This is a genomic window from Pollutimonas sp. M17 (assembly GCF_025836975.1).
Taxonomy (GTDB): Bacteria; Pseudomonadota; Gammaproteobacteria; order Burkholderiales; family Burkholderiaceae_B.
Map to the genome: position 1 here is coordinate 2,799,468 of NZ_CP107548.1, position 14,153 is coordinate 2,813,620.

General features: G+C 62.2%; 15 protein-coding genes and 1 tRNA gene. 9 read left to right on the top strand and 7 right to left on the bottom strand.

Annotation, left to right across the window (positions count from 1 at the left end):
- Window positions 1-167: 167 nt before the first annotated feature.
- Entirely contained in the window at window positions 168-1,544 is a 1,377-nt protein-coding gene (locus OEG81_RS13165; protein WP_264129712.1) for an amidase, read from the top strand.
- Between the two features lie 120 nt (window positions 1,545-1,664).
- Here OEG81_RS13165 and OEG81_RS13170 read toward each other — a convergent pair whose 3' ends face one another.
- The 5 genes from OEG81_RS13170 to OEG81_RS13190 all read right to left on the bottom strand — a co-directional run bounded on the left by OEG81_RS13170 (window position 1,665) and on the right by OEG81_RS13190 (window position 6,052).
- Window positions 1,665-2,231 carry an ureidoglycolate lyase gene (locus OEG81_RS13170; RefSeq protein ID WP_264129713.1) on the bottom strand — a complete coding sequence of 189 codons (567 nt, stop codon included), beginning with the start codon at window positions 2,229-2,231 and terminating at the stop codon, window positions 1,665-1,667.
- A gap of 73 nt (window positions 2,232-2,304) precedes the next feature.
- Window positions 2,305-3,594 carry a TRAP transporter large permease gene (locus tag OEG81_RS13175; protein WP_264129715.1) on the bottom strand — a complete coding sequence of 430 codons (1,290 nt, stop codon included), beginning with the start codon at window positions 3,592-3,594 and terminating at the stop codon, window positions 2,305-2,307.
- A gap of 3 nt (window positions 3,595-3,597) precedes the next feature.
- Window positions 3,598-4,221: a TRAP transporter small permease subunit gene (locus OEG81_RS13180; protein WP_264129716.1), complete on the bottom strand. Its 624-nt coding sequence runs from the start codon at window positions 4,219-4,221 to the stop codon at window positions 3,598-3,600.
- 32 nt (window positions 4,222-4,253) lie between these two features.
- Window positions 4,254-5,288: a TRAP transporter substrate-binding protein gene (locus OEG81_RS13185; protein WP_264129717.1), complete on the bottom strand. Its 1,035-nt coding sequence runs from the start codon at window positions 5,286-5,288 to the stop codon at window positions 4,254-4,256.
- Window positions 5,289-5,371: 83 nt separating this feature from the next.
- Window positions 5,372-6,052: an RraA family protein gene (locus tag OEG81_RS13190; RefSeq protein WP_264129718.1), complete on the bottom strand. Its 681-nt coding sequence runs from the start codon at window positions 6,050-6,052 to the stop codon at window positions 5,372-5,374.
- Window positions 6,053-6,175: 123 nt separating this feature from the next.
- Between OEG81_RS13190 and OEG81_RS13195 the strand changes: the two genes are divergently transcribed.
- Both OEG81_RS13195 and OEG81_RS13200 read left to right on the top strand, forming a co-directional pair.
- Window positions 6,176-7,081, top strand: a complete 906-nt coding sequence (locus OEG81_RS13195; RefSeq protein ID WP_264129719.1) for a LysR family transcriptional regulator — start codon at window positions 6,176-6,178, stop codon at window positions 7,079-7,081.
- Between the two features lie 36 nt (window positions 7,082-7,117).
- Complete coding sequence (locus OEG81_RS13200; protein ID WP_264129720.1) at window positions 7,118-7,957, top strand: isocitrate lyase/PEP mutase family protein; 840 nt, start codon at window positions 7,118-7,120, stop codon at window positions 7,955-7,957.
- A 67-nt stretch (window positions 7,958-8,024) separates the two neighbouring features.
- Here OEG81_RS13200 and OEG81_RS13205 read toward each other — a convergent pair whose 3' ends face one another.
- On the bottom strand, window positions 8,025-8,825 hold the full coding sequence (locus tag OEG81_RS13205; RefSeq protein ID WP_264129721.1) for an AraC family transcriptional regulator: 801 nt from the start codon (window positions 8,823-8,825) through the stop codon (window positions 8,025-8,027).
- Window positions 8,826-8,958: 133 nt separating this feature from the next.
- Here OEG81_RS13205 and OEG81_RS13210 point away from each other — a divergent pair, with 133 nt between their 5' ends.
- The 4 genes from OEG81_RS13210 (at window position 8,959) to OEG81_RS13225 (ending at window position 11,193) form a co-directional block, all read left to right on the top strand.
- Window positions 8,959-10,128 carry an MFS transporter gene (locus OEG81_RS13210; RefSeq protein WP_264129722.1) on the top strand — a complete coding sequence of 390 codons (1,170 nt, stop codon included), beginning with the start codon at window positions 8,959-8,961 and terminating at the stop codon, window positions 10,126-10,128.
- Window positions 10,129-10,174: 46 nt separating this feature from the next.
- A tRNA-Cys gene (locus tag OEG81_RS13215) sits at window positions 10,175-10,248 on the top strand.
- 100 nt (window positions 10,249-10,348) lie between these two features.
- Window positions 10,349-10,990, top strand: a complete 642-nt coding sequence (locus tag OEG81_RS13220) for a carbonic anhydrase (protein WP_264129723.1) — start codon at window positions 10,349-10,351, stop codon at window positions 10,988-10,990.
- 68 nt (window positions 10,991-11,058) lie between these two features.
- Window positions 11,059-11,193, top strand: coding sequence for a hypothetical protein (locus tag OEG81_RS13225; protein WP_264129725.1), 135 nt, complete (start codon window positions 11,059-11,061; stop codon window positions 11,191-11,193).
- Window positions 11,194-11,496: 303 nt separating this feature from the next.
- On the opposite strand, the gene OEG81_RS13230 is transcribed toward OEG81_RS13225, so the two are convergent.
- Window positions 11,497-12,477 (bottom strand): DMT family transporter, encoded by a 981-nt coding sequence (locus tag OEG81_RS13230; protein WP_264129726.1) that lies wholly within the window; start codon window positions 12,475-12,477, stop codon window positions 11,497-11,499.
- Window positions 12,478-12,697: 220 nt separating this feature from the next.
- Here OEG81_RS13230 and OEG81_RS13235 point away from each other — a divergent pair, with 220 nt between their 5' ends.
- Both OEG81_RS13235 and OEG81_RS13240 read left to right on the top strand, forming a co-directional pair.
- Complete coding sequence (locus OEG81_RS13235; RefSeq protein ID WP_264129727.1) at window positions 12,698-13,351, top strand: methionine ABC transporter permease; 654 nt, start codon at window positions 12,698-12,700, stop codon at window positions 13,349-13,351.
- Between the two features lie 108 nt (window positions 13,352-13,459).
- Window positions 13,460-14,095, top strand: a complete 636-nt coding sequence (locus OEG81_RS13240; RefSeq protein WP_264129728.1) for a DUF2946 family protein — start codon at window positions 13,460-13,462, stop codon at window positions 14,093-14,095.
- Window positions 14,096-14,153 lie beyond the last annotated feature (58 nt).

Genomic DNA, 14,153 nt, shown 5'->3' on the forward strand with positions numbered 1-14,153 from the left:
ACAAATGCGGCGTGTGGTGATAAATATAAACACCCGCTTTGATCCAAATTTTTTTCGTCCCGATTCTGCGTTTCCATGTACCCTCATCGTTGATTTCCGGGTTCCGCATGCGCGTCGCCGCCTGCGGAACAGATTAAGAAACATAGCCAATGACATGAGGTACTTCGATGACTTTTTTCCTGGACGCACTGGACAATTGCCGGAGCCATGAGCCGGCCGCCGAAAGGGATGCAAAGGCCGTCGACCGGATGCAGGCCATCCGTACGCGCAACACATCCATACGTGCTTTTGTCCATGTTGCCGATTCCCCGGTTCTTGACCATGCCGCTCAGGCCAATCCCGCCTCGCTGCTGGCCGGCGTTCCAATCGCCGTCAAGGACTTGATCGATGTCGCCGGCATGCCGACGCGCCTGGGCAGCCGCGCCGTTGCGCGCGTGGCGACCGGGCATGCGCCGGTCATCGCCTCGCTGCTCAAGGAAGGCGCAGTGATCGCCGGAAAAAGCCACACCACGGAGTTCGCCATGAGCGGATGGGGCGTCAGCCCGTTGGGCCGTCCGCTCAACCCCATCGATGCAGGCGATGAATACTTCCCGGGCGGTTCCAGCAATGGCTCGGCTTCCGCCGTGGCCTCCGGGCTGGTGCCGGCTGCCCTGGGTACGGATACGGGCGGCTCGGTGCGCATTCCGTCTTCCTGGTGCGGCATCACCGGCCTGAAGGGATCTCCGGGCTGGGTCAGCACCCAAGGCGTGGCGGCGCTCAGCCAAAGCTTCGATGTCGTGGGCCCGATGGCCCGCAGCGCCGACGACGCCGGGCGGGTGTATCGCGCCATGCTGCCGGCCGCGCGCCGGAAGGCATTCGAGGAAGAGTTGGAAAGGGCTGCGCGGGGGCAGTTGCCCACGCTGGTGTTTCTTGACGATGCCAGCCTTGGCAGCCTGGATCCGGAAGTGCTGGCGGCCTACCGCGCGAGCCAGGCGCACTGCGAACGACTGGGCTTCCCCACGGAAACGAAGTCGATCACTTTCGGCTTTGCCGAGATGGCCGGAATCTGGGCGGGCATCTCATCGGTCGAAGGCTACCTGAACAACAGGATATGGGCCGACGATCCCCTGGCGCCGCTCGAGGACGGAGCACGCAACAATCTCCTTCAGGGCGGCAGGATCGGCCTGGAGGAATATTTCTCTTTGCTCAATCGCGCCCGCGGTTGCCGCGAACACATGGAGGGCCTGCTCATTCCCGGCCGCCTGCTGCTCGTTCCAACAACCAGCACGGCCGCGACACGGCTCGCCGAATTCGACGGCCAGCGGACACTGGGCATCTATACACGCTTCGTCAATCTGATCCAGGGCTGCTCGATTGCCGTGCCGAACGGCTTCACCGCGGATGGACGCCCCACATCCATGCAGTTCGTTGGTTCCCACGGACGGGACGCGGCTATCGTGCATGCGGCCACTTACTGGCAAGCGCATACGGATTGGCATGGGAAGGCTACGCAGCTGCATGCCGAACAGATGAAAAATCTGCCGAACCAGCCATCACGGCCCTGATCGGGCAAGCATCCAAAATTTCGCGGGCGGCCTTTCCATGGAAAAGCCGCCCGCGTTTGTTCCAAACCCTGGCAGCCGCTGAACAGAAACGGCTTGCCTGTGCGGAAATGCCTTCGGGGTCTACGCCGACCCGGGATCCCTCACTAGAAACCGGGTTTGATGCGTACGCTCGAAATCGATGAAGTCCGTTTGGGTAGGCTTGGGTCCGCCAGCCAGATGGCGTTCAATTTCGCGCTGGGTGCCGCAGTCGGTGATGAATGCCAGGTCGATGTAGTCGGCGCCGACGGGAAATCGCGCCAGCGAGTGCCACACATTGCGCCACAACAGCACACCATGGTTCCCCTCTATATGGAAGGCCCGGACATCTTCGGGAGAGAAGCTCCCATCGTGCCCGTCTATTCCGACCACCATGATGAAGGGGGTTCCGCCAAGGGGGAAGAAGCACTGTGTCACCTGCAAGTGCTTTTCCATTACCGAGAACTCGCGTCCCTTGTCATGATATCGGTTGAACATGACCTGCGGCGGCGTACCCGATTCGAAGGGCAGGCTCCAGGACTCGACCGCCCCGGATGCCAGGCTTGCGGCGACATTCTCCGGACGGCGGACAATTCTTCCGTAAGGAGCGAAAGAAGCGTCGTCCGCACTCTCGCAACGAAGCGTCATGGCGATAACGCTGCTTGATTCCATCACACATCTCCTGAAATGACAGATAAGTAAAAATTGAAATCCGGATATCCTGATCCACGGCTTGCGGCCGCTGCTACGACACCGACATCTGCGACGGCAGCCAGAGCGCCAGTTCAGGCGCAAGCAGCATCAGCCCCAGCATCAACAGCAGAATCAGGCAGAACGGCAATGCGCCATAGATCACGTCGATGAATTTCCCTTCCCCCCGTATGCTGTGCACCACGAAGAGGTTCATGCCGAATGGAGGTGTCAGCTGCCCCATTTCGCAAAGAAGGATGAGCATCACGCCGAACCAGATCGGGTCGAATCCCATGGCAATCACGATAGGCACGGTCAGCGGCGCCGTCGTCACCAGCATGGCCAGGGTATCCATGAAGCAGCCCAACAAGATGTAGAACAGGATGATGGCCAGCATCGTTCCGATGGGTGACAGCTCCAGTCCGGTGACGAAGTCCACCAGCATGGTGGTCAGGCCGATCGAGGACAGGATGAAGTTGAGGAAGAAGGCGGACAGTGTGATCAGGATGATCATTCCCGTCGTGCGCATGGTCGATTCGAATGCGCGGCTGAGCGTGGCCATGTTCAGCGCCCGCTTGTACCAGGCGAGCAGCAGCGCCGCAATCACCCCCAAGGCCGCCGATTCGCTGGCGGTGGCGATTCCGCCATAGATCACGCCGATCACCAGCACAAAGATAAGCAGGGGCGGCACCAGATGCGGCAGGCTCTGCATGCGCTCGCGCCATGTCACGGAGGAACGCTTTCCCGCCAGCCGTGGACGCAACAGGCAGGCGCCGATGATCAGCAGCGTGAACATCCCCGTCAGCACAATGGCCGGCATGGTGGCGGCCAGATAGAGCTTGGGCACGGACACGTTTGCGATCAGCGCATAGACGATCATGTTGATCGACGGCGGTATCAGGATCCCCAGGGTGCCGCCGGCGGCAATGGAGCCCAGGAACAGCGGCGCGTTGTAGCCCGCCTTGCGCTGTTCCGGCAATGCCAGTGTGGAGATCGTGGCGGCCGTGGCCACGCTGGAGCCGCTGGTTGCGGAAAACAGCGCAGATGCGCCGATATTGGCATTCATCAGGCCGCCAGGCAGCCACGATACCCATTTGGACACTGCGCCATACATGCGTCCCGCCACACCTGAACTGACCAGCAGTTCTCCCATCAGGACGTACAGCGGAATGGCAACCAGCAGGAACTCGGCGCTGGAACCCCAGGCCAGCTCCCCGATGGCATTGGTAAGCGGCAGCGGAGAAAACAGCTCGGAAAGGGCAATTCCAAGAACGCCGACACTGGCGGCGGCGGCAACGCTCAATGCCAACAGGCCCAGCAAGAGTGTGATAGTGGTCGTCAACATGGCTTATTTCTCCTGAGCGGCCTGATGCGAAAGTGCGGGATCCGCCTTCTGTTCCATCTGGACCTCTTCGCTGATTTCCTCCTCGACCGAATTGATGCCGATGAGTCTGCCCACTTCACGCGGCCTGCGCTTGGCCAGCAGCCACAGCGAGCAGGCAAACAGCACCACGATCGTCACCATGAAGAACGCATAGCCGGCGAACCACATCGATTGCGGGATCCATTGCGGAACCTGCAAAGGCGTGTTCGAAATGGCATTGAATGAAATGGAATCCATCAACACCTGCCAGGCATGATAGGTAAGGACGCCAATGAAGACGCCCATGCATGCCATGGCGAAGAGATCGAGCGCGATGCGGATTCCGCCGGGCATATGCGTATAGACGACATCCACGCGGATATGCGAACGGCGCAGAAGCGTGATGGGGAATGCCCATGCGCTGACGATTGCCAGGACGTAGCCTGCAATTTCGTCGGCTCCGCCCAATGACCAGCCCGCGAACTTGCGCAGCAACAGATCGACCACGATCAGCGTGGACGAAACGATCAGGCAGATTCCACCCACCCAGGTGCCAAAGCCGGCCACCTTGTCCAATGCGCGCACCGGCGCCAGGGTTTGTCGTTTCACAGGTATTCCTCCATCAAGACGCAGCCCCCGGTTCAACGAAGGGAGATGCCCGCCGCTGCTCCGGCAGTCTCATTCCATTGACGCACACACTCCGATCCGCAGCGCTTGCCCCACTGCTCGGCGATGTTCAACGCAATGCCGCGCAGCTCTTCCCGCTCCTGCGCGTTGGGCGCAGCGGCATTCATGCCGGCTTTCTCATGGATCTGGCATTCGCCTTTGCCGGTGTTGCAGGCCAGCGCGAAATCATTCTCCCGCTTCGTCTCATCCCAAAGCCGGTCCTCCAGCACCTGAGCCTGCTTCTGCAGCAGCGCCTGTACCGAAGGGTCCAGTTTTTGCCAGCGCTTCAAGCCGATGCCGTAGAATCCGACGGACCAGTCTATGGGCAGGTTGTACAGATTGTTCGCCACCTCGTACCATTTGGCGGCATTGCCCGAACCGATGCCGGTGACGGCGCAATCGATCACGCCCGTCTGCAAGGCCGTCACGACCTCCGCGAATGGCAAGGTTACGGTCGTTGCGCCCAGCGCATTGACATAGTCGGCCATGTTCCGGCCGCGCGTACGGACTTTGCGTCCTTTCAGATCCGCGAGCTGCGTGACGGGTTCGCGGCAGAAGAAGACCTGCGCCGTATAGGAAATCGTGGCCAGCAGCTTGATGCCGTGGCGTTCGCTCATGCGCTTGTCCAGGACGGGCCGATAGGCCTGCGCGATCTTGCGCGCGCTATCGATATCCGTCGCCATGCCGGGCAGGTCCACGCCCTCGAACATCGCGTCATCGCTGCTGACATAGGCAAACACGCCCATGCCGATGTCAATGGCGCCGGCGCGCATCAGGCGCACCACCTCGGGCCCCTTCAGGCCGCTTTCGGCCAGGCCGGCCAGGTCCGCCGTCACGCGTCCGCCGGACGCCTCGGGCAGCGTCTTCTCCCAGAATGGTTTTTCCACGGCGCCAAACGTATAGTTATGGCTGCCGCCCCCCACCACCTTGAAGTGCGTCTTGGGCAAATCCGCCGCGGCGGCGCCGAGATGAGCCGTGGCCAGCATTAGCGCGCATACTATTTTTTTCATAAAGCCTCCCCCCTGCCTACAGGCAGAACATTGAACAAAAAATCAAGGAAAATGCCGATCGGCCTCAGGCGATCGGACCCACATCAGCCCTGCGTTGATGCCATTGCAATATTCCCGTCTATAGCGGCGCGAGAGCCGACGATGTCGGGGAACTTCTCACCCGCGCGCAAGCGTGCGAGAGTCAGCTTTTCCCGCTCCTGGAAATCAATGGCCTGCCGGGCGGCCGCATGGATGCGCCCTCGCGGCAGCACCAGGACCCCATTCTCGTCGGCAAGCACCGCGTCGCCGGGATGGACCGCCACCCCGCCGCAACTGACCGGGCCGCAAAACTCGCCATCCAGTCCGAGCACGCGGGTCGTCACGATGGAAGGCCCGCGCGACCACACCGGCACGCCGTGCTGGCGCAGCTCGCCCAAATCCGTCACAAGGCCATCCACGATCAGTCCGGCCACGCCGGCCTGGCTGGCGGCATAGGCCATCGCGCCGCCGAACGCGGCCGTTACCGCCTCGCCGCAACGGTCGATCACCAGGATGTCGCCAGGCCGCACACAACCCATCGCGTAGTGCAGAATGCCGCCATCGGTGCCCGGCATGCGGACGGTAACCGCCGTGCCCGCCACCCGAAGATCCTGGCTGTGCGCCCGGATACCCGCGTCCATGAAACCGATGGTGCAGAAATGACCGACGGTCGCGGGCTCGGCGCGCGCCAGCAAGGCCAGGTCATGCGCGGGGATGGGTGCGGGTAAGGGGTGAATCAAATACATGCCGGTTGTGTCACTATAATGAAAGTAAACGAGAGAAAGCCTCAAAGTCGAGGGCAGAATATCACGCAGCCATCCACTCGGAATAATCAAAAAACCCCGCCCACTTGAGAGAAATTCCTTATCATGCGGATAACCCTAAGTCAGCTGGAAGCCTTTTACTGGGCTGCTCATCTGGGCAGCATTCATGCGGCCGCGCGGCACGTTCATTTATCCCAGCCCGCCGTTTCGGCACGGATCCGCGAGCTGGAAAACACGCTCGAAGCCAAGCTGTTCGAACGGTCCCGCCAACGGGTCACCCTGACGGAAACCGGCCTGGCTGCGCTGCGCCATGCCGAGCAGGCGCTGCACAGCAGCCGCCAGCTGGAGCACTTCCGCAAGAGCCGGGACCTGATCGGAAAGCTGCGCCTTGGGGCCGATGAGTGCTCCGCAACAGTGGGCCTTACCGCGGTCATCACCCAGTTCAAAGAGCACTTTCCCTCGCTGGAACTTGAAATCACGGTCGATGTCGGCTCGGTGCTGAACCAGAAGCTCAATGCCAGGGAACTGGACATGGCTTTGCTGACCAATCCATCCACGGGACCCGAGATCACGGACAGCTTCATAGGATGGATGCCCTTCGCCTGGGTGGCCGCGCCATCGCTGCCCATTCATGCGGATCCTTTCCGCCCGAGGGATGCGCGCGGCATGAACATTGCCACGCACTCCGCCCCATCGACACTCCATGCCGTGGTCGAAAGCTGGCTCAGCACCGGGGGCACGGAAATCCAGTCGCTCAGCACAAGCAATTCGCTGGCACTGATCGCCCGGCTGGTCGCCGCGGGCCACGCAATCGCCATCCTGCCCCTGCCCCTGCTGCAAGAAATGCTGGCGACAGGCGTGGTGCGCACATTGCCATGCGATCCGCCCATCGCACCGGCACGCTTCTACATCTCATACATGACGGCCACGCAAAGTTCGCGCATCGACTCCATCGTGGAGCTTGCGCGGGATACGCTGCTACGCCTGAGCTTCCTGACGGCCGACCGTTGAACGGCCGTTTGCCGACCAACCGCCACGAGGTGCCCTATGACCGGATTGCGCACGATCGCCCAGAAACGAGAAGATTTTTACCTGCTGCACAAAGAAGGCTGCTTCGTCATACCCAACCCCTGGAATATCGGCACAGCGCGATGCCTGGAAGACCTGGGTTTCAAGGCCATTGCCTCGACCAGTTCCGGCCATGCGCATGCAAGCGGCCTGCCGGACGGCGCGGAAAGCCTGGAGGCCGTCCTGGCTCATCTGCAAGAACTGGCCGCCTCGGTGGACATTCCGCTTAACGCGGATTTCGAGAACGGATTTTCCGACGATATCGGTCGGATGCAGGAAAACATTGTCCGCTGCGTCCAGACAGGAGTGGCCGGCCTGTCGATCGAAGACGCGCCGCAAGGCGAAGCCGCGGGCCTGTATGACTTCGACATTGCGGTGGCCCGCATCAAGGCGGCCCGGCAGGCCATCGATCGCAGCGGCGAGCGCGTACTGCTGACCGCCCGGACGGAAGGCTTCATACGCGGCGCCCCCGACATCGACGAGACCGTCCGCCGCATAAAAGCGTTCTCGGACGCGGGGGCCGATTGCCTTTATGCGCCCGGCATCAAGACCCGGGAGCACATCGCCGCGATCGTCCAGGCGGCTGGCGGCCGGGCGGTCAATTTTTTGAATCCCGTCGCCCTGGGCCATACGGTTCAGGATCTGGCCGGCATGGGTGTGCGCCGCATCAGCGTGGGTGGCTCGCTGGCGCGCGTGGCCATGGACGCCTTCCTGCGTGTGGCCCAGGACATCGCCCGTGAAGGCCGTTTCGACGGCTTTGCCGACGTGATCGGCAATGCCGACCTGAACCAGCGCTTCGGAAAGCACAGCAAGGCCTAGCCGCCAGGCTGCAAGGAAACCGCAGCGGCCGGCCGCGCCGGCTTTGCGCGGAATGGCGGGATCCGGATCAGGCCTGGTCCGGGCTGTCCGGGCGAAGCAGGGCCGGCCCCGTATCCTGATGGCCGGCCCTGAAAAATGACCGGGGCGCCTGTCCGAACAGCTTCCTGAACATCTTGCTGAATGCCGAGGCGCTGCCATAGCCCAGCTCCAGCGCAATCTGCGTCATCGTCATGCCTTGCTCGGCCAGTGCGAAAGCACGCATCAGCCGCGCCTGCTGGCGCCAGCGATTCAGGCTCATGCCGGTCTCCTTGGGAAAAAGCCTGATCACGCTGCGCTCGGACAGGCCCACGCTTTCCCCCAATTCGGCGATGGAGGCGCCGCTGGACACATCGGCAAGCAACGCTTCGCACAGCCTCAGCAAGCGTTTGTCCGACGGCAGCTTCAAGGACAAAGGCTGTTGCGCCAGTTGGCCGACTTCGTCCACCAGCACCTGCATCATCCGCCCTTCGGCGCCGTCGGGATCGTAATGCGGCGCGATGGCCATCGCGCGCAGGACCAGTTCCCGCAACAGAGGGGTAATGGCCAGCACGCGGCAAGCACCCACCTTGCCCTGCACCACGCCGGGCTGGAAATACAGGGTGCGCATCTCGACGGCGACATCCATGCGTATCGCATGCTCCGTATGCGCCGGCATCCACATTCCGTGGCTGGGGGGAATCGTCCATATCGAGCCCTTGGCCCGTATCGTCATCACGCCTTCAATCGCATAGATCAATTGGTCGCGCAAATGATGATGCGCGGCGATGACGCAGCCGGCCGGGTCGGATCGCGCCAGCGCCGCCACGTCGCGGGGCACCCGATTGGCCATGTTCGCATTGGCGTTCCGGCTGCGCGGCGGCTGAGGCGGCGCGCTCGAGGCCGTAGTTGATCTTGGCGGTTTTGGACGCATTATTGACTGTCTGGAGCAAGGCGATTTGGCCATCCTAGCGGATAATCCGGCCATGAACAATCGGCCCACACAATTCCTGTTGAACATCGGTCACGCCATCGACCATATGTTCCTTCTTATCTTCGCGACCGCGGTCACGAGCATTGCGGCCGACTTCGGCTTGCAGCGCTGGGAAGACCTCATGCCCTACAGCGTGGCGGCCTTCTTTTTCTTCGGAATCGGATCGCTGCCCGCCGGCAGGCTGGGCGACCATTGGGGGCGCCGGCCAATGATGATTCTTTTCTTCTTCGGGATGGGCGCTTCGGCCATCCTGGTCAGCGCCGCCGCGTCGCCCATACAGATGGCGCTGGCATTGGCGCTGCTGGGGTGCTTCGCCTCCATCTATCATCCGGTGGGCATTCCGATGCTGGTCCAGGGAGCCACGCGCCCGGGTTGGATCATCGGGGTCAATGGGCTGGCCGGCAATCTGGGCGTGGCGCTGGCGGCCGTGGTCACGGGCTTTCTGGTCAAGTATTTTGGCTGGCGCATGGCATTCCTGGTGCCCGGCTCCGTCAGCCTGATCTGCGGGGTGCTGTTCGCCTGGCTGGGTTCGCGCGAAGCCATGCCGCCCGCCAGGAAGAAAGCCACCACCGCCGCCCTGCCCGGCATCTCCATGGCAAAGCTGTTCCTGATCATGACCATGGCGGCCACCAGCAGCAGCCTGCTGTTCAACTTCTCGACCAGCAGCAATTACGAGCTGCTGTCAGACCGCCTGCAGCGGATTTCCCAGGATCCTGCCCAGATAGGCCTGCTGCTGGCCATCGTCTATGCCGTCGCATCGGCGACGCAGCTGATCGTTGGCCACCTGCTCGACAGGATAGCGCTCAAGGCGCTGTATCTGTCCATCATCGCCACGCAGGCGGTGCTGCTTGTGGTGTCCATGGCGCTAGACGGCTGGTCATTCTATTTCCTGCAATTCCTGTTTATGGCGGCCGTGTTCGGCGCCATTCCCTTCATCGATGCCATGATCGTGCGCTTTGTAGACGACAATATGCGGTCCAGGGTTTCGGGCATGCGCCTGGCCGTTTCCTTCGGCGCCAGTTCGCTCGCCGTCTGGCTTATCGGGCCCATCGTCAAGCAGGCCGGCTTCACCATGCTGCTGGCCGTCATGGCCGGCACCGCCCTTCTTACCCTGACGATCGTCAGCCAGTTGCCCAGAACCCCGGCCCCGGCAAAAAACTGAAGGCAACACATGGTATACTAGCTGGCTTGGCATATACGGCCAATACGGCGCAATGGCAGAGTGGTTATGCAGCGGATTGCAAATCCGTGTACCCCGGTTCGATTCCGAGTTGCGCCTCCAGTAGAACTTTTTAGCCCTACGGCCAAGCGCTGATGGGGCTTTTTTGCGCCTTTGGACAGGCGTAGAATCCAGAAGCCTCAAATAACAAAAGGAACTATACGTGTTTCCATCCAGGCTTACTTCAGGATACCAGTCATTTTTAAACGGCCGCCTCGCCCGCGAGCGGGAGCGCTATGAAGAACTCGCCAAATCCGGACAGCACCCGGAAATCATGGTCATCGGCTGCGGCGATTCCCGCGTTGCCCCCGAAACCATTTTTGACGCGGATCCCGGCGAGATATTTGTAATACGCAATATCGCCAATCTTGTCCCGCCCTGCGAACCCGATGTCGAAACCTCGTTCCACGGCACCAGCGCCGCGATCGAGTTCGGTGTAAATGCGCTGAAGGTCAAGCATATCGTTGTCCTGGGCCACGCCAGCTGTGGTGGCGTGGCTGCCTATGCCAACAATGCCGCTCCGCTGACCAAGCGCGATTTCATCGGCAAATGGATGTCGCAAATCGCGCCGGTGGCCGAACGCGTCGGCCCTCCCGCCGAAGACCGGCAAAGCTGGATCAGGGAACTCGAATGGGCCGTGGTCGGCTACAGCCTCGAAAACCTGATGACCTTCCCCGCCGTGCGCGACGCGGTGGAAGACGGATCGCTTACCCTGCATGGCGCTTATTTCGGCGTAGGCACCGGCGTGCTTTTCATCCGCGATCCCATCACCGGGCGCTTTGCCCCATACAGCGAAGGCCGATAGCGGCTCTATCCGCGGCCGCGAGCCATTGCGTCGTTTACGCCGCCCGTCCCGGGTGTTATCGTGGTTCCGTGAAATCAGGATCGACGATCGCCATCGGGATAGCCATAGGCGTTGCCATCGGCGCCGCCATGGACAACATTGCGGGTGGAATCGGTATCGGCATCGCCATCGGTATCGCCCTGTCGCTTGCCTTGCGTAAATAAGCGTAGACCGATTGCACTATGGCTGCTGCGCAGCGCATGCAATACCCTGCTTGCATGCGCTCCGCGGAATTCACCCTTCTCTGTGCCAGCTGTCGCCGGCTTTCATTGAGCGCGGCGCCAAGGCAACCGCATGCCCTGATGCTGCTGGAAGAAATACACCCGCCCTCTCATTGGGAAGGCATTCTCGAGCGGCGCTATCGCTGCACGGCATGCCGCGCCCGCTGGCGGCGCTATACAAATGTCTGCGGGGCCGATACCGTATTCGAGCCGCTATAGATAGCCTGGGCGAAAGGCTGCCCGGCCTTAGCGCCGGTCCGCGGCCCGACGATGCACCGGCCTGATGGCGGGATTTTCCGCCGTGACCCTCCAGATGCCGAAGCACACCAGCAGCAAGGCGATCGCATTCTTCCATTCCAGGATGCTTTCGTTCAGAAACAGGGCCGACAGCGCCGAGCCGAATATCGGAATCAGGAAATTGAAGATGGTGATCGTCCCGACCGGGTTGTACTTGAGCAGGATGCTCCATAGGGAGAAAGCGGCCGCCGACAGGACGACCAGATAGGCCAGCATGGCCGACGAGGCCCAGGTAAATCCCGTCAATGTCCCGCCCGTCCCGTATCCCAGCAGGATCAGCGCGAATCCGCCTATGGCCAGTTGATATCCCGTCATGACCACCGCGTCCATGCCCTGCGAGATTTTCTTGCCATAGATGGAAGCGGCCGAGAGGACAAAGGCGGCGGCCACGATGCAGCCTTCGCCCAGCAAGGTGAAGCGGAAGTCCAGTCCTTGCGTATCCAGGTTGACGACCATGACACCCGTAAAGCCGACCAGGCAGCCCAGGATGCGATTGTGGCTGAGGCGATCGTTCTTGTAGATGAAGTGCGCCAGCAATACGCTGAAGAAGGTGCCGGTTGCATTCAGGATGGACGCCTTGACGCCCGTGGTGTAGCTGAGGCCGATGTAGAAGAATATGTATTGCAAGGCCGTCTGGGCGAGGCCCAGCAAGGTCAGCTGGCCCAGGCGCCTTCCGCCCAGTCCGGTGATGCGGCGTCCTCCGAGGCGGCCCATGAGCAGCAGCACCAAGCCGGCCAAAAGAAAGCGATAGCCGGCAAATACCATCTTGCCGGCGATGTCGTCCGTGGCGATGGAGAAAAGCTCGTAGCCATTCTTGATGGCGGGGTAGGCGCTGCCCCACAGCATGCAGCACAGGGCGGCCACCAGCACGACCACCTTGCGGTTGCTGAAAACGCTGGCATCCACGCGCGTAGCGGAAAAACGACTCAAAACAACCTCAAATAAAGCTAAAAACCAAAAAACGGCCATTAACCGGCGCAACGATGGCGACATCATACATGGCGGGGCACGCGACAACGCGTGCGCGCAAGCCCGCCTGCGTCCCACCGTGTTTTTATGACTTCCAGCTATGTGGCCCGGCCGAAAATGTACTTAGAGAAGGCCGGCCCCCCTTTTACAATCGGCCTGGACCCCTCAAAGGAGCACCACCATGTCGTCGGCCATGATGACGCTTTTCATTACCTCGTTCGCCGAAACGCTGCTGATGGTCGGCGCATCCGGCCTGGCGGCGTCATTGGCCGGCATTCCCCTGGGACTGGCCCTCTACCTGGCCAACCGCCGCAGCCCCTTGCCGATATTGCGGTTGCCCCGCGCCGCCGGAGCGGCGCTGGACGGCCTGCGGAGCATTCCTTCCATCATCCTTCTTGCCGTTTCCATCCCGCTTGCTCATGGCCTGTTCGGCCAGGCGATCGGCCTGGGCGCAAGCATCATTCCCCTGGCCGTCATTGCCGTCCCCTTCGTCGCGCGCCGCGTCGAAGCCTCTTTGCATGGCGTGGACCGCAGTATCGTGGAGTCCGCCCTGATTCTGGGCGCGCGGCCTGTGCAGGTCGTTTGCAAAGTCCTACTGCCCGAGGCTTCGGCCGGCATAGCGGCGGCCCTGGGCCTGGCGCTGGCCAGCCTGGTGGGCTATTCCGCCCTGGCGGGGGCGATCGGCGGATCGGGGCTGGGCGACCTGGGCATGCGCTACGGCTATCGTGAATTCCTGCCCGGCGTCATGCTGGCCGTCGCATTCGCCCTGCTGATACTGGCCGAAGCGGCGCACTCGCTGGGCAATGCGCTGGCGCGCCGTCTGGATCGGCGCTAGCCCGCCCGCGCGGGCAACACCCGGCGGCCAGCCGCAGGCCAGTACGCTGCTGCGCAAGCGCCGCGCCCCGGCCCTATACTCGCACCATCAGGTTTCGCAAGAGAAAACATGGATGAAAACGTAGTTGCCGCGATGGCGCGCTGGCCGGACGTGCCCGATGTCTTTGGCTGGCTTTCCCTGACCGAGCGCGGCGAATGGCGCCTGCACCCCCGAGGCGATGCACTGGACGCCCACCTTGCCGCGGGCCAGGGCCTGGAACGAGGCGAGGCCATAAGCAGCCCCCCCATATTGCGCTTCATCGACCGGAATTACGGAGCCGATGAGGCGGGGCAATGGTATTTCCAGAACGGTCCGCAAAAGGTGTACGTGCGGCTGGACGCGGCGCCCTATGTCGTGCATGCAACGGGCGGGCCTGATAACGGACCGAGCCTGACGACCCACAACGGCCTGCCTGTGAACGAATTACGGGGCTGGTGGCTGGATGACGAGGGCAGGCTGTACACGCAGACCGAACATGGACCCGCCCTGGTGGCGGGGCGCGACCTGGAATCCGTGCTGTCCTGGCTGCGTGCGCCGGATGGCGGGACAGCGCTGGAATGGCTGGAAGCCCGGCCGTGGGCCGCCGCGGATGTCCTCACGGTTGAATGGGCCGGGATCCCGGAACCATCGGCCGAACTGCGCTTCTGCCCGGCCCGCGCCATACCCGGCACCCTTGGCTTCGTCGCCCGGCCGCGTCCCGCCTGACGCCGGGCGGCGCCTTACGTGTCCGACCGACACGCCGGCGTGATTTGGTTAGAATCAC